The sequence below is a fragment of the Pseudomonas sp. TE3786 genome, from assembly GCF_054057335.1.
On record NZ_JBSRZF010000003.1, the window covers coordinates 313,320 to 336,602 of the forward strand.

General features: G+C 61.2%; 12 protein-coding genes and 2 pseudogenes. 12 read left to right on the top strand and 2 right to left on the bottom strand.

The window, feature by feature from the left end; genetic code table 11:
- Positions 1 to 263 precede the first annotated feature (263 nt).
- A pseudogene (locus ACVW0Y_RS05810) lies at positions 264 to 968 on the top strand (MCP four helix bundle domain-containing protein); the annotation flags it as partial.
- A 264-nt stretch (positions 969 to 1,232) separates the two neighbouring features.
- Positions 1,233 to 1,829 (top strand): annotated as a pseudogene (locus ACVW0Y_RS05815) (methyl-accepting chemotaxis protein); the annotation flags it as partial.
- A 17-nt stretch (positions 1,830 to 1,846) separates the two neighbouring features.
- On the opposite strand, the gene ACVW0Y_RS05820 reads toward ACVW0Y_RS05815, so the two are convergent.
- Both ACVW0Y_RS05820 and xthA read right to left on the bottom strand, forming a co-directional pair.
- Positions 1,847 to 2,719, bottom strand: a complete 873-nt coding sequence (locus ACVW0Y_RS05820; RefSeq protein WP_457436679.1) for a hypothetical protein — start codon at positions 2,717 to 2,719, stop codon at positions 1,847 to 1,849.
- Positions 2,720 to 2,863: 144 nt separating this feature from the next.
- Positions 2,864 to 3,676: an exodeoxyribonuclease III gene (gene xthA / locus ACVW0Y_RS05825; RefSeq protein WP_457436680.1), complete on the bottom strand. Its 813-nt coding sequence runs from the start codon at positions 3,674 to 3,676 to the stop codon at positions 2,864 to 2,866.
- Between the two features lie 195 nt (positions 3,677 to 3,871).
- Between xthA and ACVW0Y_RS05830 the strand changes: the two genes are divergently transcribed.
- From ACVW0Y_RS05830 to ACVW0Y_RS05875, 10 genes are all read left to right on the top strand, one after another.
- A complete protein-coding gene (locus tag ACVW0Y_RS05830) occupies positions 3,872 to 4,528 on the top strand; it encodes a GNAT family N-acetyltransferase (protein ID WP_457436682.1) in 657 nt (218 codons plus the stop codon).
- A 351-nt stretch (positions 4,529 to 4,879) separates the two neighbouring features.
- The gene (locus tag ACVW0Y_RS05835; protein WP_457436684.1) at positions 4,880 to 6,901 is read left to right on the top strand and encodes an LTA synthase family protein; all 2,022 of its coding nucleotides are present in this window, start codon (positions 4,880 to 4,882) and stop codon (positions 6,899 to 6,901) included.
- A 60-nt stretch (positions 6,902 to 6,961) separates the two neighbouring features.
- Positions 6,962 to 8,692, top strand: coding sequence for an autotransporter assembly complex protein TamA (locus tag ACVW0Y_RS05840; protein WP_457436685.1), 1,731 nt, complete (start codon positions 6,962 to 6,964; stop codon positions 8,690 to 8,692).
- Positions 8,689 to 12,360, top strand: a complete 3,672-nt coding sequence (locus tag ACVW0Y_RS05845) for a translocation/assembly module TamB domain-containing protein (RefSeq protein ID WP_457436686.1) — start codon at positions 8,689 to 8,691, stop codon at positions 12,358 to 12,360. The genes ACVW0Y_RS05840 and ACVW0Y_RS05845 overlap by 4 nt, the downstream gene beginning before the upstream one ends.
- Positions 12,361 to 12,575: 215 nt before the next feature.
- Complete coding sequence (gene tpx / locus ACVW0Y_RS05850) at positions 12,576 to 13,076, top strand: thiol peroxidase (protein ID WP_457436688.1); 501 nt, start codon at positions 12,576 to 12,578, stop codon at positions 13,074 to 13,076.
- A gap of 168 nt (positions 13,077 to 13,244) precedes the next feature.
- On the top strand, positions 13,245 to 14,507 hold the full coding sequence (locus ACVW0Y_RS05855) for an MdtA/MuxA family multidrug efflux RND transporter periplasmic adaptor subunit (protein WP_457436690.1): 1,263 nt from the start codon (positions 13,245 to 13,247) through the stop codon (positions 14,505 to 14,507).
- Entirely contained in the window at positions 14,504 to 17,611 is a 3,108-nt protein-coding gene (locus ACVW0Y_RS05860) for an MdtB/MuxB family multidrug efflux RND transporter permease subunit (protein ID WP_457436692.1), read from the top strand. The genes ACVW0Y_RS05855 and ACVW0Y_RS05860 overlap by 4 nt, the downstream gene beginning before the upstream one ends.
- Before the next feature lies 1 nt (position 17,612).
- Positions 17,613 to 20,723 (top strand): multidrug efflux RND transporter permease subunit, encoded by a 3,111-nt coding sequence (locus ACVW0Y_RS05865; protein WP_457436693.1) that lies wholly within the window; start codon positions 17,613 to 17,615, stop codon positions 20,721 to 20,723.
- Positions 20,720 to 22,180, top strand: a complete 1,461-nt coding sequence (locus ACVW0Y_RS05870) for an efflux transporter outer membrane subunit (RefSeq protein ID WP_457436694.1) — start codon at positions 20,720 to 20,722, stop codon at positions 22,178 to 22,180. Before ACVW0Y_RS05865 ends, ACVW0Y_RS05870 begins: the two co-directional genes overlap by 4 nt.
- Positions 22,181 to 22,244: 64 nt before the next feature.
- On the top strand, positions 22,245 to 23,168 hold the full coding sequence (locus ACVW0Y_RS05875) for a pyridoxal-phosphate dependent enzyme (protein WP_457436695.1): 924 nt from the start codon (positions 22,245 to 22,247) through the stop codon (positions 23,166 to 23,168).
- Positions 23,169 to 23,283: the final 115 nt, after the last annotated feature.

The following is a 23,283-nucleotide window of genomic DNA, read 5'->3' on the forward strand; positions in this document are numbered from 1 at the left end:
ACCCTGCACCGCGCGCGCAGCTTGCATCGGCAACCCGAGACAGCTTGTTGTGGGAAATCCCTACGTAGGTAGGCGGGTTTTCTCATTCGTTTAAAGACGCTTCCAGCCGCTTAATCGTCCCTAGCAAACACACACGTCGGCTAACCCGCATTGCCCAGGCCGTTGTGCGCTGTTTTTCAGCCTCCAACCGGACGATTGCCATGTTTATCCGTCGCTTCAACCTCGCCCTCCGCTCAGCACTGTTTTTCGGCGTGTTCTCGCTAATGAACCTGGGGCTGGGCGTCACGGCCATGCAGCAGGCCATTACCTTGCGCGACGTCGGCCATTATTTTCAGACGCATATCGTTCCGGCGGTAAAAGAACTGGGCGACCTGAACTCCAACTTTGCCAACGTGCGCCTCTACAACAGCATGCTGCGCAACACCAACGAAACCGAGCGGGCTCGCGAGGGCGCGCTGGCGTCCATTCAGGTGTCGCTGCGCAAGGTCGAGGCCAGTCTGCAGGCGATCAATGATCTGGCCCTGAGCCCCGCCGAGCAAAAGGACCTGAATGGGCTGCGGGAGGCGGCTAAACAATTCAATCAGGTGCAGAAAAACTATATGGCGTTGATCGTCGCCAGTGATCAGGAGGGCGCACAGGCGCTCACCCGCACCGAACTGAACGCCGCCAGCGACGCCCTGCAAGACAGGATCAGCGCGTTCGTGGCCAGCAATGATCAGCGCGCCAAAGCCTACGGAGCGGTCACGACCGAGTCTTATCAGGACACCCTGTATCAGGTGATCGGTTTCAGTCTGTTTGCCATATCGGCCTGTATTGCTCTGGCCTATCTGTATACCCACAGCGTGTTGTGCCCGGTGCGTCAGGCGCTGCAGATCGCCGAGCGGATTGCCAGCGATGACTTGAGCGAAACCATTGTGGTCTCCGGTCAGGATGAAATGGGCCGCCTGCTGATGGCCTTGGCCACCATGCAAGCCAACCTCTGTGGTGCCCTGGAGAAGATCAACGATTCCTCCACCCAGCTGGCCGCCACCTCTGAACAGCTGCATGCGATTACCGAAGACACCTCCAAAGGCATCGAGCGGCAGGCCAACGAAGTGGAAATGGCGGCAACGGCGGTAACCCAGATGAGCGCCGCCATCGAGGAAGTGGCGCGCAATGCCAGCGGTGCGCTGGAAGTGGCGACGCAGTCCAGTCAGGCCGCTAACCATGGCTGTGAACGGGTCGATGAAACCCTGGCGGCGATTGCGCAGATGGTGGAGCGGGTACAGGACAGCTCCGGCAGCGTGGAAGAGCTGGCAGCGGTGGCGACCGATATCAACAAGGTACTGGCGGTGATTCGCGCCGTGGCCGAGCAGACTAACCTGCTCGCGCTTAACGCCGCCATCGAGGCGGCCCGCGCCGGCGAGGCCGGGCGCGGGTTTGCGGTGGTGGCCGATGAAGTGCGCTCGTTGGCACGCCGCACGCAGGATGCCACCCAGGACATCGAGCAGATGATGGCCGGCATTCAGAACCGCAGCGGCGCCGCCTTGCAGGCCATGGCGCAAACCAGCGACCAGGCCGCGCATACGCAGCAGCTGTCGTCTGCCGCTGGCCAGGCGTTGCAACAGATCAATCAGGCCATCGAGCAGATCAACGAACGCACCCTGATGATTGCCACCGCCGCAGAGCAACAGGCGCAAGTGGCCCACGAAGTGGACCGCAGCCTGATCAGCATCCGTGACCTGTCCAGCCAGTCGAGCGATGGCGCGCAGCAAACCACCATTGCCAGCGGCGAGCTGTCCTACCTGGCGGTGGACCTCAGCCAGTTGGTCAAACGCTTCAAGTTGTAAGTGCGCTTGGCAGCGGGCTAATCGTCTTCGCTGCCGATCAGCGCCCGCGCTAAGTTAGGTTTGGCGGCGCAGCTCAAACTTCCGAGAGACAGGCTGCGCCGTTCGCGATGGCTTTGGTGGCCAGAGGCCGACGCACCATCGCATGCCAGGTAGCAAGACTCGGTGCCCGGTGCCGCATAGAGCGCGATGGCTGAAGGTGGAACCAGGTAGGTCAGGTTGCGCACGGCGTTGTTCATCTGCGTCACCGGTGCCCGATAGTTGGCATTTGTTACTCGCGGCCTGCTCAGGTCCACTAAGCCGGTAGACGCGTCCAGGGTTACCAGTGCGCCCGCAAAAATATTTGTCGTGGCGATACGTTGGCTCACCACTTCAGCGTCATCAAGCAGCGTAGAGGGAGGATAGATCAGGTATTCAAGCTGATCGGCATGCTGAGTGGTATAGCCCCCCAGATTGTTCCTGCCGCTATGCTCGGCCTGCATGAATAGGCTAATGACGCTCAGGTACGTGTGGTCGGTAGCGATGGCATATACCCAGAGGCCGCTGGCACCCCCTAAGGCTTGTTGGGGAATAGCGTTGTGCCTCAACTGCTCGCGGGCAAATTCAATCGCTTGTTCACGGTTGGTGGTGGTACTGATCCAGGCTGACAGGTGGGCCGGATCCTCGGCATCGCAGGAACTGCCAATGGCATGGGCCAGTAGGCTAACCATCTGCCCATTGGTGTTGAAGCCGTTGGCAAACACATCTTCTGGTGGGCGAGGGTCAATGCGATAAACCGTTGCCGGTACCAGCTGGAGATTGTCAGGCTGGGCCTGTATCGACGGGCTTGTCAGTAAAGCCAGCAGACTGAAACCAGCAAGCAGATGGCCAGCCAGGCGGGATCGCGCATTCATGGGGCTACTCCAGCAAAGTGAGTGAACCCTGACGGTGCTTGCTTGCACGTCCCAGCCATAAGCGGCTGATTCCGCCCGCACCGAGGCTGGCGTTTTAGTGGTGTGGCGGAGGTTTCTTTAAAAACCTCCGGTTGCCGTGTTGCCTCAGCCCAGTTCCACCCAGATCGGCGCATGGTCCGAGGGCTTTTCCATAGCGCGCAGGTCGTAGTCGATGCCAGCGTCCTTGATTCGTCCCTGCAGCGGCGCGGTGGCGAGAATCACGTCGATACGCAGGCCGCGCTTGGGTTGGTCTTCGAAGCCGCGGCTGCGGTAGTCGAACCAGCTGAAGCGGTCATTCACCTCGGGGTGCAGGTGGCGGAAGCTGTCCACCAGGCCCCAGCTTTTCAGGGTGGCCAGCCACTCACGCTCTTCTGGCAGAAAGCTGCATTTGCCGGTTTTCAGCCAGCGTTTGCGATTTTCTTCGCCAATGCCGATGTCGCAGTCTTCCGGGGAAATATTGATATCGCCCATCACCACCAGCGCCTGATCAGGCTTGAACTGGGTGGTCAGCAGGGTTTGCAGGTCGGCGTAAAAGCGCTGCTTGGCGGGGAACTTGGTGGGGTGGTCGCGGCTCTCGCCCTGGGGGAAGTAGCCATTCATCACGGTGACCGGCTGGCCGTTTTCGTCGGCGAAGGTGCCGTAGATAAAGCGCCGCTGGGCGTCTTCTTCATCACCGGGGAAACCTTTGTGCAGTTCCAGCGGTGCCTGGCGCGACAGCAGCGCCACGCCGTAATGGCCTTTCTGCCCGTGCCAGTGCACCTGGTAACCCAGGGCTTCGATCTCGGCATAGGGGAACTGCTCGTCCGCTACCTTGGTTTCCTGCAGGCCGATCACGTCCGGCAGGTGTTTTTCGATCAGCGCCGCCAGTTGGTGAGGGCGGGCGCGCAGGCCGTTGATGTTGAAGGAGACAATCTTCATGGGCGGCGGGTCCTAGGCATACCGGAAAGCCTGCGATGCTAGCCCAAGCCCGGCCGCGCGGCCAGCGCTGGCAGGCCGCTGCCGTGGCTGCTAACGTGAGGTCGCCTATAACAATAAAAGCCGCCCCATGACCTGTCGCCACGCCCCAGCGGGTACCAGCAGCAAGGCAGGGCAGGCCATTCGAGGTTACCGTGCATGCCGACTTCCTTTGCTATTCCCGCTGCTGAAGTGCGTCTGCTCGACAGCAGTTTTGTTCGTGAAGCCCGCTCGTTGCTGTACCACGCCTATCGCCATGAACCGACCTTCGGCTACCTGTTCGAATCCGAACGCCCCGGCTACGACCAGCGCGTCCGCGCCACCGTGCGGGAATTGGTGCAGCGGCATTTTCTCGAAGACCTGCCCGCCATCGGCCTGATCATCAACGATCGCCTGGTGGCCCTGGCCCTGATCGCGCCGCCGCAGCGCCGTCTGGATATCACCGACAGCTGGAGCTGGCGTCTGCGCATGCTGCTGACCACCGGCCTGCGCTGCACCAAACGCTACCTGCACTACCACGACGCGGTGCTGGCCTGCCTGCCGCCGGGGCAATACCACGTGCTACCGCTGCTGGGTGTGCATCCGGAATTCCAGGGCAAACACCTCAGCGAGCAACTGCTGGAAGCGCTGCACAACTGGTGTGCCGAGGATGAAACCTCCCTTGGCGTGGTGCTCGACACCGGCAACCCGCGTTACCTGGATTTCTACAAGCGCCAGGGCTACGACGAAATCGGCGAGGTAGCGGTCGGACCGATACGCGAGCATGTGTTTTTTCACCCCAGTCCAAGCAAGCTGCCAGTCGCGGTAGCAGGATAAAAGGCGCACTGCCTCCTCGCAGACGTTGAGGCGAGGAGGCATGTAGGTGGATCACCCCTGCCTGCCGCGAAATACGCGCAAGCATCGCCCCTTTCTTACGTCCTCTGCGGCGCCAGTTACATTCAATGATGTCAAGACTCTGTAGGTGTTACCCGGCACTTCCGTTCTAATCGGTTTTCGCCATTATTGTCCTGTCTTGCCATCTCACAAGTTTACGCGCCCGAACCTACATGCCCGAGCGAATGAAGCTCTATTTGCGAAATTAGCTGGGCCTAAAACTGCACGCCTCGAAACTTCTCTTGTTTATTGCTTCTGCCGGATCGGCAGGGCAAGTCGGGGTCTGACAGTTTGATGTTTATTGCTGATCGTTTTGCGAAAAAACCGCGCTGGCTGGTATTTCTTATGTTGGCTGTGTGGGCGCTGCTGTTTTACAGCATTGTTCGGCTTGAATTCCTTGTTTGGCATTGGGGTGAATTCAGCAATAAGCCCATGGCTGATTTGCTTCTGGCATTCTCGCAAGGTGTTAGATTCGATATTTCCTCAGTTTTTATCACCATGGTCCCGCTGTTGCTATGGACCTGGATTCCTTGGCCGATAAAGCTCGATAAGTTTCGCTGCTGGGTGGCGCTTGTGCTTTATGCCGTGCCGCAGATTGTTTTTCTTGTCGTGAATGTCGCCGATATCGAGTACATCAACTTTACCGGGCGACGTATTTCTTATGATGGGCTGTTTATATTGGCCGAGCTTAATGGCAAATATTTAAACTTTCTGTTGAGCTACTGGCAGTTGGTTCTGCTGAATTTGCTATTGATCACAGTGTTTTTGCTGGGAGCGTTGACGATTGTTTTTGAACAACGCAGGTTGAAACAACAGCCGCTAGCTGGTCCAGCGCTCGGAGCGGCCAACAGATGCGCTCCATCGGAGTCTTTGAATTCGATACTTTTTCGTTATGCTGCGCACCTGCTCTGCGGCGTGCTAATGCTGCTGATCACGGTGATAGCGGTGCGTGGCGGCCTGCAATCCAAGCCGCTGAGCTTTGTGCATGCCAACGTGTTCGAAGCACCGTTGCTGAACAATCTGGTGTTGAACTCATCCTTTACGCTTGTCCGCAGTGCCGGCCAAACCGCGGTAACGCCAAAGTACTATTTCAAGTCTACGCAGCAGCTGGAGCCGCTGCTTAATGGGGCAGTGAATGGAGTTTCGGCGCTTGAGGGCAAACGGCCGCAGGTCGTGCAAAATATTGCCATCATTATTCTGGAAAGTTTTAGCAGCGAGTACACCGGCAAGGCGCAGCAGATCCTTGATCGTGCCCATGTAGCTAGCCATGTTCCAAGTTATACGCCGTTTCTCGATGAGCTTGCTCAGCGCCCAGGGGCATTGGTGTTTACCAATACCTACGCGAACGGCAGAAAGTCCATCGAAGGTATCGCTGCTGTAATGGCTGGGATTCCCACGTTAATGAACCAGCCTTATATTTCTTCAAAATATTCGACCAATTCAGTAATGGCGCTAGGTGCAACGCTAGGCAATTCAAATTATGACAGCGCGTTCTTTCATGGTGGGCACAATGGCACTATGTTTTTCGATGCGTTTATGCGCGGCATTGGCATAAAGCATTATTTCGGCTTCAACGAGTTCGCCAATAGTAAGGAGGATGATGGCGTCTGGGGTATCTGGGATGAACCGTTTTTTCAGTTTGCCTTGGATAAGACAGCAGGCATGAAGCAGCCGTTTCTGTTCTCCATGTTTTCCCTGACCTCCCATCAGCCTTATGCCATTCCGGCGCAATACCAGGGTGTATTCAAGGAGGGCCCGCACATATTGACCAAAAGCGTCGAGTACAGCGACTACGCGTTAAAGCAGTTTTTCCAGCGCGCGCAACAGCAGCCTTGGTTTAACAACACCTTATTCATTATTACCGCCGACCATACTGGGCAACACTCCCATCCTGAGTTCAGCAATGACCTGGGCAATTACGAAGTGCCGATTATTTTTTATCATCCGGGTTATCAATGGCCGGCAGATATCGAGACCGATCAGCCGATTGCCCAGACCGATATTTTGCCGTCGATATACGACTTTCTTGGCATTACGCCCCCGCGCCGCAACCTGTTGGGGCGCAGTGTGTTTGTCCCTGGCGAAAGGGAGGTGGTTACTCAGGTGGATGGCAGCTATTGGCTGTTTGCCAAAGACGCCTATCTGGTCTGGGGCAGGGGTGAATCAACACCCCGGCACTACGCCATTTTTGATCGAAATGCGCAGCAACCATTACCGGAATCGCCGCGTAAGGCCGCGCTGTTCGCCAAACTCAAAGCCACAATTCAGTATTTCAATAACGGCCTGCTGCAAGACACCTTGTATGTGCCGCGTTAGTTTTGCGCGTCGGCCCAGGCTATCGAGCCGCAAAAGACACTCGTGCTAGCATCGCCCCCCATGACTTTTTACCGAACCATCGGGCTGGCGTTGGCGCTGTTGCTCACCAGTACTGCGGCCCTCGCTCAGGCCCAGCTCAGTGTGCGAATCAAACCCGGTAATGCTGCCCTCAAAGCCAACGTGATCGGCTATGTGGGCGATCTGGGCGACCGCGATGAGCAGGCCTTGCAGCGTTTCAGTCGGGGTGCCTTGTTGCAGGCGCGCAAGGCGGTGGAGGCGTTGGGGTATTACCAGGCGCAGATCGACAGCGAAGTCGACCGCAACGATAAAGGCCCGCGCCTGATCATCCGCATCGAGCCGGGGGAGCCGGTCCATCTACGCAATATCACCGTGCGCATCGACGGCCCCGCCGCGCAATTGCCCGGGTTTCGTCTGCCGAAAAGCAGCCAGCTGACTCCCGGTGCGGTGCTTAACCATGGCCATTACGACGACGCCAAACGGCTGATCCAGAACCAGGCCTCGCGTTACGGTTTTTTCAGTGGCCGTTTTACTAGCCAGCGGCTGGCCATCGATCCCGTGGCCGGTGTCGCCGATATCGAACTGATCTACGCCAGCGGCCCGCGTTACTACTTCGGCGCCGCGCAGTTCAGCGGCGATGAAACCTTCGACCGGCAACTGCTGGAGCGCATGGTGCCGTTCAAGCCTGGCACCGCTTACGACTCCGATCTGATCGCCAGCCTGTACCAGAACCTGCAAGGCAGCGGCTATTTTGAAAGCGTTCGCGTCGATGCCGCGCCGACCCAGGCCAGTGGCGAGCAGATTCCGCTGCTCATCCACCTGGACACCCGCAAGCCGCGCACCATGGGCCTGGGCTTGGGGTTTTCGACCGACGTCGGGCCACGGGCGAAACTCAACTGGACCCGTCACTGGGTCAATCCCCAGGGCCATAGCTATGGCACCGAGATGGAGCTGTCGGCACCGCGGCAGAACGTCGGCCTGTGGTACGACATTCCCGGCAACCCGCCGCTCACCGACAAGTTGCGCCTGGCCGGCGGTTACCAGTACGAACAACTGGCCGACACCGATAGCCTCAGTCGCCTGCTCACTGCCGGCCCGGAGTGGCACAGCAAGCTCGACAATGGCTGGCAGCAGGTGCTGTCGCTAAAGCTGCAACACGAGGAGTACCGCCTGGGCAATGACAACGGCCTGAGTACCTTGCTGATGCCCGGCGTCAGCTATTCCTATCTGCACAGCGACAGCGCGATCGATCCGAGCAACGGCTACCGCCTGCAGTTCGAAGCCTCGGCGGCCAAGGACGGGGTGATCTCCGACAGCAACCTGCTGTACGGCACGGTGCTGGCCAAGGGCCTGACCACGTTATGGGACAAACACCGTTTTCTGGCCCGTCTGCAATTCGGCGGCAGTGTCACCGACGAATACAAAAGCGTGCCGCCGTCACTGCGTTTTTTTGCCGGCGGCGACCAGAGTGTGCGTGGCTACGACTATCAATCGCTGTCGCCGGAAAACGACGAAGGCGATCGTATTGGTGGCCGCTATCTGGTGGCCGGCAGTGTGGAATATCAGTACGCCTTCGCGGAAAAGTGGCGCTGGGCGACCTTTGTCGACCAGGGCAATGCCTTCCAGAATCTGGAGATTCCCACCCTGAAAACCGGGGTAGGCATGGGCGTGCGCTGGATTTCGCCGGTGGGGCCGATCCGTCTGGACCTGGCCCATGCGCTGGATGATGACGGTGGCATTCGTCTGCACTTTTCCATGGGGCCGGAGCTATGACCTGGCTTAAACGTGCGGCCTGGGCGGTGTTGGCTCTACTGGTCGCGTTTGTGCTGGTGATTGCGCTGGTACTCGGCACTGCTGGCGGTAGCCGTTGGTTACTGGGCGAGATACCCGGTCTGCAGGTGCAGGCATTCGAGGGCCGGCTGGGCGGCAGCTGGAGCGCCGAGAGCCTGGTATGGGAGGAGCAGGGCGACAAAGTGGCATTGACCCAGGTGCGCTTTGCCTGGTCGCCGAGCTGTTTGCTGAAACGCACCCTGTGTCTGGACCTGCTGCACGTCCGGCAACTCAATCTGCAAGTTGCCCCGGGTGCCAGCGGCAGTGATAAACCACTAAGCCTGCCGAGCCTGGGTTTTTATCTGCCACTGCAGGTGGGCGATATCCAGCTGGACAGCATTGTTTATAACGGCAGTGAGCAGGCCAGCCAGTTGCAATTGGCGGCGCACTGGGACGCGACGGGGCTGCTGATCGAGCGCCTGCAGGGCCGTAGCAATGGCGTGGCGGTGGATTTACACGGCACGCTTGCGCCTAAAGACCAATGGCCGCTGACCGTAGAAGGAACGGTGCAGTTGCCGGCACCTGAGGCGCAAGCCTGGTCGCTGACTGTACAAGCGCAGGGTGACTTGCTGGCCACCCTCGCCGTGCAAGCCCAGAGCAGCGGCTACCTGCACGGCCAATTGCAAGGCAGCGTGCAGCCACTGAGGGAAGGTTTCCCGGCACAGGTAACGATAAGCGCCGAGCACTTTATCGCCGCCGCCGATGTGCCCGCGCTCAATGCCATTCAACTCAGCGCCGCCGGCACGCTGAGTGCGGGCTACCAGGTCAATGGTTCGGCCGGGTTGGCGGCGCAGGGTGGCGATATTCCTGTGACCCTGGCCGGCCGGGTTACGGCCAGCGGCGCGGATATCCAGGCCCTAACTGTGCAGGCTGACAGCCAGCAACAGATCAGCGTCAGCGGCACACTCGACTGGAGCGAGACCCTTAGCGCCGATGCGCAATTCAGCTGGTTGGATTTCCCCTGGCGGCGGGTGCTGCCCGCGGTGGATGAGCCCGCGGTAAGTCTGCATTCCCTGGCCGGGCAAGTGCATTATCAGGATGGCAACTACCTGGGCAATTTTGCCGCCGAGCTGAATGGCCCGGCCGGTGCCTTTTCCCTTAGCAGCCCAGTGAGCGGCGATTTGCGCCAAGTGCACCTGGTCAGCCTGCTGCTGCAAGCCGGACAGGGCAAGGCCGAGGGGCAAGTGACCCTGGGCTTTGTCGATGGCATTCGCTGGGACAGCCGGCTGCAGCTCAGCCAGCTCAACCCGGCTTACTGGCTGGCGGAGCTGCCCGGCACCCTGGGTGGCAGCCTGCGCAGCCAGGGCGAGTATCGCCAGCAGTTGAAGTTGAATGCCGATCTTGACCTTAGTGGTCGCCTGCGCGGCCAGCCGGCGTTGTTGCAGGTGCAGGCCAGCGGCGCTGGTGAACGCTGGCAAGTGGATAAACTCGACGCGCGCCTGGGCGACAACCGCGTGCAAGGGCAGGGCAGCCTCGACCAGCGCCTCGCCGGCCAATTGCAGATTGCCCTGCCGCGTCTGGGGCAACTGTGGCCGCAATTGGCCGGACAGTTGAATGGCCAACTGAATCTGGCCGGCAGCCTGCAAGCCCCGCAAGGGCAGTTGAATCTGCAAGGCAAGCAACTGGCCTACCAGCAGCAGAAACTGACCAGCCTCGATCTGCTGGCCAGGCTGGATACCCAGCAACGCGGCAGCATCGAGCTGACCGCTACCGGCATCCACAGTGGCGATACGGAACTCGGCCGCCTGCACCTGCAAGGCAGCGGCAATCGCCAGCAACAGCGGCTGAACCTTGCCCTTGATGGCAACAAACTCAAGCTGGACCTGGCTGCCGATGGCAACCTCGGGGCGAACTTCGACTGGCGCGGGCGCATCGCCAGTGGCCAGGTGGAAAGTGCCGGGCAGATCTGGCGCCTCCAGCAAGCCGCGCCCTTGCAACGTCTGGCCAACGGCCAACTGACCCTCGGTGCCCATTGCTGGTTGAGCGGCGCAGCCAGCCTGTGCGGCGAGGATCAACGCCTGCTGCCGGAGCCACGGTTGCGCTGGCACCTGCGGGATTTCCCAATGGCCAGCCTGGCGCAGTGGTGGCCGGCGGATTTTGCCTGGCAAGGACAGCTGAATGCCGAGATCAAACTCGACCTGCCGGCCAGCGGCCCGAATGGCGATATCCGTCTGGACCTGGGTAGCGGCAACCTGCGGGTGCGCGACAACGGTCAGTGGCTGGACTTTGCCTATGACCGTTTCACCCTCAGCAGCCAACTGCGCCCGCAACGCATCGATACCCAGCTGGATTTCCATGGCCCGCAGCTGGGGCAGCTGAACCTTAATAGCCAGATCGATCCGCGCCCGGCAAGCAAACCCATCACCGGCAGCTTCGAGCTGAGCGGGCTTGATCTCGCCCTGGCGCGGCCATTTGTACCGCGGGTGGAGCGCCTGAGTGGCCATCTGCATGGCAGTGGCAGCTTGTCCGGCGGCCTGCTCGCGCCGCAGATCAATGGCCGTTTGCAGATCAGGGATGGCGAGGTGACCGGCAGCGAACTGCCCGTCAGCCTGCAGGGCTTGCAGGCCCAGGCGTTGATTGTCGGCGAGCGCCTGCAACTGCAAAGCAACTGGCACAGCGGCGAAGCAGGCGAGGGCAGTCTGAGCGGGCAACTGGCCTGGGCCAACGGCCTGGATGTCGACCTGCATCTGCTGGGTAGCCGCTTGCCGGTGGTGGTCGAGCCGTACGCCAATCTGGAGGTCCACCCGGACCTCAAGCTGCGCCTGGTGGAACAACAGCTATCGGTACGCGGCAAGGTGGCGGTGCCGCGCGGCAAGATTGAAATTCGCCAGCTGCCGCCGTCCACCGTCAAGGTTTCCGATGACGCCCAGGTGCTCGGCAGCCATGATCCCGAAGCCCGGCAGGCACCGCCGATGGCCATGGATATCGATATCGATGTCGGGGCGGGCGAGGGGCAGCCGCCATTGACCTTTACGGGCTTTGGGCTGAACGCCGAGTTGGCCGGCCATCTGCATATGGGCGACAACCTCGACACCCGCGGCGAACTGAATCTGAACAAGGGCCGCTACCGCGCCTATGGCCAGCGTCTGACGATTCGTCGCGCCCGTCTGCTATTTGCCGGGCCTGTGGATCAGCCCTATCTGGATGTGGAGGCGATCCGCCAGGTCGATAACGTCACCGCCGGCCTGCGCATCAGCGGCAATGCCGAACAGCCCACCACCCAGGTGTTCTCGGAACCGGCCATGAGTCAGCAGCAGGCGCTTTCCTACCTGGTGCTCGGCCGCCCGGCCAGCAGCGGCAGTGGCGACAACAATATGCTCGCCGAAGCGGCCCTGGGCCTCGGTCTGATGGGTAGCGCCCCGGTCACCAGTGAGATCGCCCAACGCTTGGGCATTAGCGACTTCCAGCTGGACACCGGTGGCAGCGGCGCGCAAACCAGTGTGGTGGCCAGCGGCAATCTGTCGGAGCGTTTGAGCCTGCGTTATGGCGTCGGCGTATTCGAACCGGCCAGCACCATCGCCCTGCGCTATGAGCTGAGCAAACGGGTGTATGTGGAAGCCGCCAGCGGCCTGGCCAGTTCCCTGGATATCTTCTACAAACGGGATTTTTAGGACTGGATATTCGCGGCGGCTGTGGGCTTTGAGCCTGCGTTTTTCGGAGCGCGGTGCTTGCGGCTAGCGTCTTGTCCCACAAAGGCCGGCTGCCTGCCTATGGGAGACTCCCTTGCGAGTTTTTGACCACACGGTCATGGCTGCGTCATGCCTTTCGTGGTTAACTCTGGCACCCTCAATACCCATAACCTTTATCAACAAAAAAGGAATCCGTCATGGCCCAAGTAACCCTGCGTGGTAACCCCGTTCAAGTCACCGGCGAGCTGCCTAAAGCGGGTCAGAAAGCCCCGGCATTCAGCCTGGTTGGCGCTGATCTGAGCGATGTGACCCTGGCCAGCCTGGCCGGCAAACGTAAAGTGCTGAATATCTTCCCAAGCGTCGACACCCCGACCTGCGCTACCTCGGTGCGCAAGTTCAACGCTGAAACCAGCAACCTGGCCAACACCGTGGTGCTGTGCATCTCCGCCGACCTGCCGTTCGCCCAAGCGCGTTTCTGCGGTGCCGAAGGCCTGCAGAATGTGGTCAACCTGTCGACCATGCGCGGCGCCGATTTCCTCGCCGACTACGGCGTCGCCATCGCCAACGGCCCGCTGGCTGGGGTTGCCGCCCGTGCCGTAGTGGTGCTGGATGAGAACGACAAAGTGCTGCACAGCGAGCTGGTTGCCGAGATCGGCAGCGAGCCTAACTACGAAGCTGCTGTTGCCGCGTTGAAGTAAGTTTTCAGGTAATACCCCGCAACACTTGAACGGTCCGCCTAGGCGGGCCGTTTTCATTTGTAGGTCAATCGTTTAGAAAAAAGTCAGAGATAGGTAAAAAGCCGGTAAAGAGGCTTTCCGTCGGACGTTTCAGTGCTTATCGTGCGGGCTCGAATTTAGCGATCGATGATGCCCATGACTTTTCGTACCCTTCGCCCTTGGTTGATCACTGCCGCGGCATTCGCTGGCGTGGTGTTGTTGGTTATCTGGTTGTCCGCGGCGAAAAGCGCCGGTGGTCCTGAAGGCAAGGTGCGCGGGCGGCCGGGCATGGGTCCGCCTGGTGCCGCTGGGGGCATGACCGTCAGCGTCGCCAAGGTGCAGCGCACCGACCTCGATGTGCATTACCACGCCCTGGGTACGGTCACCGCGTTCAGCACGGTAAACGTCAAGCCGCGGGTCAATGGCGAGCTGGTCAAGGTGTTGTTCACCGAGGGGCAGGAAGTGCAGGCCGGTGATCTGCTCGCCGTCGTCGATCCCCGTCCTTACAAGGCTGCCCTGGCCCAGGCAGAAGGCACCCTGCAGCAGAATCAGGCGCAACTGAAAAACGCCCAGATTGACCTTGAACGCTACAAGGGGCTGTTCGCCGAAGACTCCATCGCCAAGCAGACCCTGGACACCCAGGCCGCGCTGCTCAATCAATACCAGGGCACGCTGAAAACCAACCAGGGTCAGGTGGATGACGCCAAGCTCAATCTGGCCTTTACCGAAGTGCGTGCGCCCATCAGCGGTCGCCTTGGTTTGCGTCAGGTCGACGTCGGTAACCTGGTTACCTCAAGCGATACCACGCCGCTGGTGGTGATCACCCAGGTCAAGCCGATTGCCGTGGTGTTCAGTCTGCCGCAGCAACAGCTGGGTACCGTGGCCGCGCAACTTGGCCGGGCCAAAGCCTCGCCGGTGGAAGCGCTGGATCGCAATAAAGACGTGACCCTGGCCACGGGCGAGCTGGTGACCCTGGATAACCAGATCGACACCACCACCGGCACCGTCAAACTCAAAGCCAAATTCGAAAACGCCGACCGCTCGCTGTTCCCCAACCAGTTCGTCAATGTGCGCCTGCTGGCCGAAACCCTGCACGATGTACTGCTGATTCCGGCCAACGCGGTACAGCGTGGCAATGACGGCACCTATGTATATGTGCTCGGCGCGGGCGACAAAGTAGCCCAGCGTGCCGTCACCCTGGGCACCAGCGAAGGTGAGCGGGTGGTGGTGGAGAAGGGCCTGAACGCCGATGAGCAAGTAGTGGTGGAAGGTACCGATCGCCTGCGCGATGGCATGGCCGTGCGCCTGGCTACCCCTGAGCAAGTAAAGAAAGACGTCAGCGAAGAAACCGGGCAGAAGCCTTTTGGTCAGGGTGATGCCGCACCGCAAGGCAAGGACGGAGCCGCGCAATGAACCCGTCGCGCCCGTTTATTCTGCGGCCGGTAGCAACCACCCTGTTGATGGTGGCGATCCTGCTGTCGGGGATCATCGCCTATCGTTTTCTGCCGATTTCGGCCTTGCCGGAGGTGGATTACCCGACCATTCAGGTGGTCACCTCGTACCCCGGTGCCAGCCCGGAAATCATGACCTCGTCGGTCACCGCGCCGCTGGAAAACCAGCTCGGGCAGATTGCCGGCCTGAATGAAATGTCCTCCAGCAGCTCGGGCGGTGCTTCGGTCATCACTTTGCAGTTCACCCTGGACAGCAACCTCGATGTGGTCGAGCAGGAAGTGCAGGCGGCGATCAATACCGCCAGCAGCCTGCTGCCCAGCGACCTGCCGTACCAACCCTCGTACAGCAAGGTCAACCCGGCGGATGCGCCGATCCTGACCCTGGCCATCACCTCCAGCAACCTGCCATTGCCCCAGGTGCAGGACCTGGTGGACACCCGCCTGGCGCAGAAGATTTCGCAGATTTCCGGCGTTGGCCTGGTCAGCATCAGTGGCGGTCAGCGCCCGGCGGTGCGGATTCGCGCCAACCCATCGGCCCTGGCGGCAGCCGGCTTGAATCTGGAAGACCTGCGCACTACGGTCTCCAACAATAACCTCAACGGCCCCAAGGGCAGCTTCGACGGCCCGACCCGCGCCTCGACCCTGGACGCCAACGACCAACTGAAATCCGCCTCGGCCTACCGCGACCTGATCGTCGCCTATAAAAACGGCGCGCCGCTGCGCCTCAAAGACGTCGCCAGCGTTGACGATGCAGCGGAAAACACCCGCCTGGCGGCCTGGGCCAACGAAACCCCGGCGGTGGTGCTGAATATCCAGCGTCAGCCGGGTGCCAACGTGATCAAGGTGGTCGACAGTATCAAGGCCATGCTGCCGCAGTTGCAGGCCAGCCTGCCGGGCAGCCTCGACGTGCAGGTGCTCACCGACCGCACCACCACCATTCGTGCGTCGGTGGCCGATGTGCAGTTCGAACTGGTGCTGGCCATCGCCCTGGTGGTGATGGTGACTTTCCTGTTCCTGCGCAGTTTTTCCGCCACCCTGATTCCCAGCCTGGCGGTGCCGCTGAGTTTGATCGGCACCTTTGGCGTGATGTACCTGGCCGGTTTTTCGGTGAACAACCTGTCCTTGATGGCGCTGACCATCGCCACCGGTTTTGTGGTGGACGATGCCATCGTCATGGTGGAGAACATCAGCCGTTATCTGGAGGAGGGTGACAGCCCGCTGGAGGCCGCTCTCAAAGGCTCCAAGCAGATCGGCTTCACCATTATTTCGCTGACCTTCTCGCTGATTGCCGTGCTGATTCCGCTGCTGTTTATGGGCGATGTAGCGGGGCGTCTGTTCCGCGAATTTGCCATCACCCTGGCGGTGGCCATTCTGATTTCCGGCGTGGTGTCGCTGACCCTTACGCCCATGCTGTGCGCCAAGCTGCTCAAGCATATCCCCGAGGAAAAACACGGCCGTTTCGCCCGTTTCACCGGCCGGCAGATCGACCGCTTGATCGCCGGTTACGGCCGTGCCCTGCGGGTGGTGCTGCGTCATCAGCCGCTGACCTTGTTGATCGCCCTGGGCACCCTGGTGCTCACCGGCGTGCTCTATACCTTGATGCCCAAGGGCTTTTTCCCGGTGCAGGACACCGGGGTGATCCAGGCCATTGCCGAAGCGCCACAGTCGATTTCCTTTCAGTCCATGGCCGAGCGCCAACAGGCGCTGTCCAGGGCGCTGCTCAGCGATCCGGCAGTGGCCAGTCTGACCGCCTTTATCGGCGTGGATGGCAGCAACGCCACCCTTAACACCGGACGCCTGCTGATCAACCTCAAGCCCCATAGCGAGCGGGACGCCAGCGCCACCGAAGTGATTCGCCGGCTGCAACCGACCCTCGATGAGATTCCCGGTGTGCGCCTGTACCTGCAGCCGGTGCAAGACCTGACCATCGAAGACCGCGTGGCCCGTACCCAGTACCAATTCACCCTGCAGGACTCCGACCCGGATGTGCTGGCCAAATGGGTGCCGCTGCTGGTGGAACGCCTGCAGCAACTGCCGCAGCTCGCCGATGTTGCCAGTGACTGGCAGGACAAGGGCCTGCAAGCCTTCGTCAATATCGACCGCGATGCGGCGTCCCGTTTGGGCGTGTCGTTATCCGACGTCGACAGCGCCTTGTACAACGCCTTTGGCCAACGGCTGATTTCCACCATCTTTACCCAGGCCACCCAATACCGCGTGGTGCTGGAAGTGGCACCGCAATTCCAGATCGGCCCCGAGTCGCTGGAAAACCTCTATGTCAGCAGCAGCGACGGCACCCAGGTACGCTTGTCGTCGCTGGCCACCATCGAAGAGCGCAATACGCTGCTGGCGATCAACCATATCTCGCAGTTCCCGGCCGCCACCCTGTCGTTCAACCTGGCACCGAACGTGTCGTTGAGTGACGCGGTCAGCGCCATTCGCCAGGTGGAGCAGGAAATGCAATTGCCGGTGGGCATGCAGACCAGTTTCCGCGGTGCCGCGCTGGCCTTTGAAAGCTCGCTGTCGAGCACCCTGCTGCTGATTCTGGCGGCGGTGGTGACCATGTATATCGTGCTCGGCATTCTCTACGAGAGCTTTATTCACCCAGTGACCATTCTCTCCACCTTGCCCTCGGCGGGCGTCGGTGCGCTGCTGGCGTTGATGGTGGCGGGGGAGGAGATCGGCATTGTGGCGATCATCGGCATCATTCTGCTGATCGGCATCGTTAAAAAGAACGCGATCATGATGATCGACTTCGCCCTCGACGCCGAACGCAACCAGGGCATGAACGCCGCCGACGCTATCTACCAGGCCTGCCTGCTGCGTTTCCGGCCGATTCTGATGACCACCCTGGCGGCCTTGCTCGGTGCCTTGCCGCTGATGCTGGCCGCAGGTGCCGGTGCCGAACTGCGCCGGCCGCTGGGTATCGCCATGGTCGGCGGCCTGCTGCTCAGCCAGGTGCTGACGCTGTTTACCACGCCGGTGATCTACCTGGCCTTCGATCGCCTGGCCAGCCGCTGGAACACCTGGCGCAAGAAGCGTGGTCTGGATCTGTCGGTGCAGTCCTGATATGAGCCTTTCCACGCCCTTTATCCGTCGCCCGGTCGCCACCTCGCTGTTGACCCTGGCGCTGCTGCTGGCCGGCTGGTTGTCGTTCAACCTGCTGCCGGTGGCACCGCTGCCGTCGGTGGATTTCCCCACCATCATGATCAGCGCCTCGCTGCCCGGGGCCAGCCCGGAAACCATGGCGACCTCGGTGGCCACGCCGCTGGAGCGGGCGTTGGGGCGAATCGCCGGGATCACCGAAATGACCTCCAGCAGTTCACTGGGCTCGGCCACGGTGATCGTGCAGTTCTCCCTGGAAAAAGACATCGACGGCGCCGCCCGCGAAGTGCAGGCAGCCATCAACGCCGCCAGCAGTCTATTGCCCAGCGGCATGCCCAGCCTGCCGTCATACCGCAAGGCCAATCCCTCGGATATGCCGGTGATGGTGCTGACCCTCACCTCGGACAGCTACACCCGCGGCGAGATGTACGACATGGCCTCGACCCTGGTGTCGCCGCGCCTGGCTCAGGTGAAAGGGATCGGCCAGGTGAGCATCGGCGGTAGCTCGTTGCCGGCGGTGCGGGTCGATCTCAACCCGGATGCCCTGAACAAATACGGCATCTCCCTGGATACCGTGCGCACGGCTATTTCCAACACCAATTCCAATCGGCCCAAGGGCTCCATCGACGGCACCACCAAGCAATGGCAGGTGGATGCCAACGACCAATTGCGCAAGGCCAGTGAATACCTGCCGATCATCGTGCACTACAACGCCACGACGGGCGCGGCGGTGCGCCTGGGCGATATCGCGGAAGTCAGCAATGCGGTGGAAGACGTGCGCAACGCCGGTTTTTCCGGCAATAACCCGGCGGTGCTGCTGATCGTTACCCGCCAGCCCGGTGCCAATATCATCGAAGCCACCGACGCCATTCATGAGCTATTGCCGGAAATGCAGGAGCTGCTCGGGCCGAAGGTGCAGCTCTCGGTAATGGACGACCGCAGCCCGAGTATTCGCGCCTCCCTGGATGAGGCGGAAATCACCTTGGTGATTTCCGTGCTGCTGGTGATTCTGGTGGTTTACCTGTTTCTGCGCAGCCCGCGCGCCACGCTGATTCCAGCGCTGGCGGTGCCGGTGTCGCTGGTCGGCACCTTTGCCGTGATGTACCTGTGCGGTTTCTCCCTCAACAACCTGTCGCTGATGGCGTTGATCGTTGCCACCGGCTTTGTGGTGGACGATGCCATTGTGGTGGTAGAGAACATCGCCCGGCGCATCGAAGAGGGCGAGTCACCGTTGCAGGCGTCGATTCACGGCGCACGCGAAGTGGGCTTTACCGTGCTGTCGATGACCCTGTCGCTGGTGGCGGTGTTTATCCCCATTCTGTTGATGGGCGGCATCATAGGCCGGCTGTTCCGCGAGTTTTCGGTGACCCTCTCGGCAGCCATTCTGGTCTCGCTGGTGGTGTCGCTAACCCTGACGCCAATGCTCTGTGCACGCTTGCTCAAAGCCCGCGACCCGAACGCCGTGGTGGCAAAACCCAAGGCCGAAAGCGCGCTGTTCCAGAGTCTGATGGCGCGCTACAAGGCCAGCCTGGAATGGGCCCTGGAGCACTCGCGGCTGATGGTGGTGATCATGCTCGGCTGTATCGTGCTCAACCTCTATCTGTTTGTGGTGGTGCCCAAAGGCTTTTTGCCGGAGCAGGATTCCGGGCGTCTGCGCGGCTTTGCCATCGCCGACCAGAGCATTTCCTTCCAGGGCCTGCAGGAAAAGATGGGCAAGTTCCGGGCGATTCTCGGTGCCGATCCGGATATCGAAAACGTCGTCGGTTTCCTCGGCGGCGGGCGTTGGCAGTCGAGCAATACCGGCTCGTTCTTCGTCACCCTCAAACCCATTGGCGAGCGTGACGACGTCAACACCATCCTCGCCCGCCTGCGGCCGAAACTGGCCGAGATTCCCGGTGCCGCGCTGTACCTCAACGCCGGGCAGGACGTGCGCCTGGGTGGCCGCGACAGCAATGCCAGCAACCAATTCACCCTGCGCAGCGACGACCTGGCGCTGCTGCGCCAATGGGCACCAAAGGTGGAAGCGGCGATGCGCAAACTGCCGCAAGTGGTCGACCTCAACAGTGACTCCCAGGACAAGGGCGTGCAAAGCCGCCTGGTGGTCGACCGCGACCGCGCCGGCAGCCTGGGGGTGAATATGAAGCTGGTGGACGAGGTGTTGAACAACTCCTTTGGCCAACGGCAGATCGCCAATATCTATAACCCGCTGAACCAGTACCACGTGGTGATGGAAGTGGGCGCGCAGTACCAGCAGAGCCCGGAAATTCTGCGCCAGGTGTATGTGCTCGGTAGCGATGGGCAAACGGTGCCACTGGCGGCGTTCAGCTATTTCGAACCAAGCACCGCGCCACTGTCGGTCAACCACCAGGGCCAGTTCGCCGCGATTACCCTGTCGTTCAACCTGGGCAAGGGCGCGCAGATCGGCCCGACCCGCGAAGCCATCCTGGCCGCCATCGAACCGTTGCAGCTGCCGCTGGATGTGCAAGCCAGCTTCGAAGGCAACGCCGGCGCGGTGCAGGACACCCAGAACAATATGCCCTGGCTGATTCTGTTGGCCCTGGCGGCGGTGTATATCGTGCTGGGCATTCTCTACGAGAGTTATGTGCACCCGCTGACCATTCTCTCCACCTTGCCCTCGGCCGGTGTCGGTGCCTTGCTGGCGTTGATTCTGTGCGGCAGCGAGCTGAGCCTGATTGCCCTGATCGGCATCATTTTGCTGATCGGCATCGTCAAGAAAAACGCCATTCTGATGATCGACTTTGCCCTGGAAGCCGAGCGCCGCCTGGGCATGAACCCCCGCGAGGCGATTCTGGAAGCCTGCGTGAAACGCTTCCGGCCGATCATGATGACCACCCTGGCCGCCCTGCTGGGCGCGCTGCCGCTGATCTTCGGCGTCGGTGGCGATGCCGGTCTGCGCCGGCCGCTGGGGATCACCATCGTCGGCGGGCTGATGGCCAGCCAACTGCTGACCCTTTACACCACACCGGTGGTGTACCTGTACCTGGATCGTTTGCGCCACTGGGTTAACCGCCGCCGTGGCGTGCGCACTGATGCTTCGTTGGAGACTTCGTTATGAGCCTGTATTCGCGCCGCCTGTTGCTCGCTGTGGGCGTTGCTGTGGCAATGGCTGGCTGCGCCGTTGGCCCGGATTACCAGAAGCCCGACGTGGCGGTGCCGGCCAGCTTCAAACAGCAACAAGGCTGGACCCAGGCCGAACCCTCCGATGCTCTGCACCGGGGTGCCTGGTGGGAGCTGTACAACGACAGCACCCTGAGCCAGCTGCAACAGCGCCTGGAAACCTCCAACCAGACCCTGGCCCAGGCCGACGCCCAATACCGTCAGGCCCAAGCGCTGGCCCGTGGTGCGCGTGCCTCGTTTTTCCCGAGCCTGAGCGCGGCCTTTAGCAAAACCCGCTCCGGTCAGGCTTCCGGCGGTGGCGGCACGGTGTCCTTGTCCGACGGCTCCACCGTCAGCAGTGGCAGCTCCGGTGGCATCAGCGACAGCTACCAGGCCAGCCTGGGGGTGAGCTGGGAGCTCGACCTGTGGGGCAAGCTGCGCCGCCAACTGGAATCGGACAGCGCCAGCGAGGAAGCCAGCCAGGCCACCCTGGCGGCGACCAAACTCAGCCAGCAATCGGAGCTGGCGCAGAACTACCTGCAACTGCGGGTGATGGATGCGCAAAAACGCCTGCTGGATGACACCGTCAGCGCTTATGAAAAAGCCTTGAAGCTGGCGGAAAACCAATACCGCGCCGGTATCGTCACCAAGGCCGACGTGGCCCAGGCCCGCACCCAGGTGAAGTCTACCCAGGCCCAGGCCATCGACCTGAAATACCAGCGTGCGCAACTGCAGAATGCTATTGCCGTCCTGGTGGGCGAGGCGCCGTCAACCTTCAGCCTGGCGGAAACCAACGACATTCCCGGCCTGCCGCAGATTCCGGCCACCGTGCCGTCGCAACTGCTGCAACGCCGCCCGGATATCGCTTCGGCCGAGCGTGATGTAGTGGCCGCCAACGCCCTGATCGGGGTGAACAAGGCCGCCTACTACCCGGATATCACCCTGAGTGCCAGCGGTGGCTTTCGCAACGACAGCCTGTCGCAGCTGCTGACCACGCCGAACCGCTACTGGTCGATCGGTCCGGACTTTGCCATGACCCTGTTCGACGGCGGCCTGATCCGCTCGCGGGTCGAACAGGCCGAAGCCAGCTATGACGCCACAGTGGCGGCCTATCGCCTGAGCGTATTGACCGGCTTGCGCGAAGTGGAGGACTACATGGTGCAACTCGACGTGCTCAAGGAAGAAAGCGGCGTGCAGCAAGAAGCCCTGGACTCCTCCCACGAATCCCTGCGCCTGATGCTCAACCAGTACAAAGCCGGCACCGTCGATTACTCCGATGTGGTCAGCGTGCAGACCACCGCGCTGTCCAACGAACGCACGGTATTGACCCTGCTGGGTAGCCGGCTGACCGCCAGCGTGCAGTTGATCGCGGCCATGGGCGGCGGTTGGCAGGTGGAGCAACTGGGGGCGAAATAACCTCGACCGCTGCCGCGCGGGCTGGGTATTCTCCCGGCCCTCTGTCGCGTATTCGAGGTTGACCATGGCGTTGCATATCCCCACTCCGTTGCTGCAATCCCTGCCGCTGAGCCAGCACACTGAAAAGACCGTGTGGCTGAAAATGGAGGCGCTGCAGCCGGTGGGCTCGTTCAAGATTCGTGGCATCGGCGCGGTATGCGAAACCTATGCACGGCAGGGCAAAACCCGCTTCGTTTCATCCTCCGGTGGCAACGCCGGTATCGCCGCGGCCTATGCCGGCCGCCAGTTGAATATTCCGGTCACCGTGGTAGTGCCGCAAACCACCACCGAACGGGCCAAGGCGCTGATCGCCCAACAGGGTGCCGAGGTGGTGGTGCATGGCGCTTCGTGGATGGAAGCCAACGCCCTGGCGCAATCGCTGCTGGATGACCGCAGCGCGTTTATTCACCCCTTCGACAACACGCAAATGTGGGCCGGCCACGGTAGCCTGATCGACGAGGTGGTGGCCGCCGATATCGGTTTTGACTCGGTGGTGGTCGCAGTCGGTGGTGGCGGCCTGTTGTCCGGGGTGATCGCCGGCCTGCAGCGCAATGGCCTCGGCCGCTTACCGGTATTGGCGGTTGAAACCATCGGCGCCGATTCCCTGGCCCAATCGGTGGCTGCCGGCGAGCGTATCGAACTGCCCGCCATCACCAGCATCGCCACCTCGCTGGGCGCGAAAGCCGTGTGCAGCAACGCCTTCGCCGTTACCCAAAGCCATAACGTGCACTGCGCCACGGTAACCGACGCCCAGGCGCTGGCCGCCTGCGAACAGTTCCTGCACGACCACCGCGTGTTGGTCGAACCGGCCTGCGGCGCTGCACTGGCCACGCTGTACCACAAGCACCCGGCACTGCTCAGCGAATTTCAGCGGCCACTGGTAGTGGTGTGTGGCGGCGCCACCGCGACCCTGGAGCAGATTCAGGCCTGGCGTAAGCAGCTCAGCTGAGCGGCCACTGCCATCAAACTGCTATAAGAAAAATCGACCTTTTTCAGAAAGCCTTTGTCGGAGTGGTAGGGCGCTGTTTGCCGAGGCAGCAGCATTCACACATGACTTCAAAGGT

Bases quoted from the DNA above. Each gene is read 5' to 3' on its own strand.
- ACVW0Y_RS05875 (WP_457436695.1), top strand. From the start codon at position 22,245: ATGGCGTTGCATATCCCCACTCCGTTGCTGCAATCCCTGCCGCTGAGC.
- ACVW0Y_RS05820 (WP_457436679.1), bottom strand. From the start codon at position 2,719: ATGAATGCGCGATCCCGCCTGGCTGGCCATCTGCTTGCTGGTTTCAGT.
- ACVW0Y_RS05865 (WP_457436693.1), top strand. From the start codon at position 17,613: ATGAGCCTTTCCACGCCCTTTATCCGTCGCCCGGTCGCCACCTCGCTG.
- ACVW0Y_RS05830 (WP_457436682.1), top strand. From the start codon at position 3,872: ATGCCGACTTCCTTTGCTATTCCCGCTGCTGAAGTGCGTCTGCTCGAC.
- tpx (WP_457436688.1), top strand. From the start codon at position 12,576: ATGGCCCAAGTAACCCTGCGTGGTAACCCCGTTCAAGTCACCGGCGAG.
- ACVW0Y_RS05840 (WP_457436685.1), top strand. From the start codon at position 6,962: ATGACTTTTTACCGAACCATCGGGCTGGCGTTGGCGCTGTTGCTCACC.
- ACVW0Y_RS05845 (WP_457436686.1), top strand. From the start codon at position 8,689: ATGACCTGGCTTAAACGTGCGGCCTGGGCGGTGTTGGCTCTACTGGTC.
- ACVW0Y_RS05855 (WP_457436690.1), top strand. From the start codon at position 13,245: ATGCCCATGACTTTTCGTACCCTTCGCCCTTGGTTGATCACTGCCGCG.
- ACVW0Y_RS05860 (WP_457436692.1), top strand. From the start codon at position 14,504: ATGAACCCGTCGCGCCCGTTTATTCTGCGGCCGGTAGCAACCACCCTG.
- ACVW0Y_RS05835 (WP_457436684.1), top strand. From the start codon at position 4,880: ATGTTTATTGCTGATCGTTTTGCGAAAAAACCGCGCTGGCTGGTATTT.
- ACVW0Y_RS05870 (WP_457436694.1), top strand. From the start codon at position 20,720: ATGAGCCTGTATTCGCGCCGCCTGTTGCTCGCTGTGGGCGTTGCTGTG.
- xthA (WP_457436680.1), bottom strand. From the start codon at position 3,676: ATGAAGATTGTCTCCTTCAACATCAACGGCCTGCGCGCCCGCCCTCAC.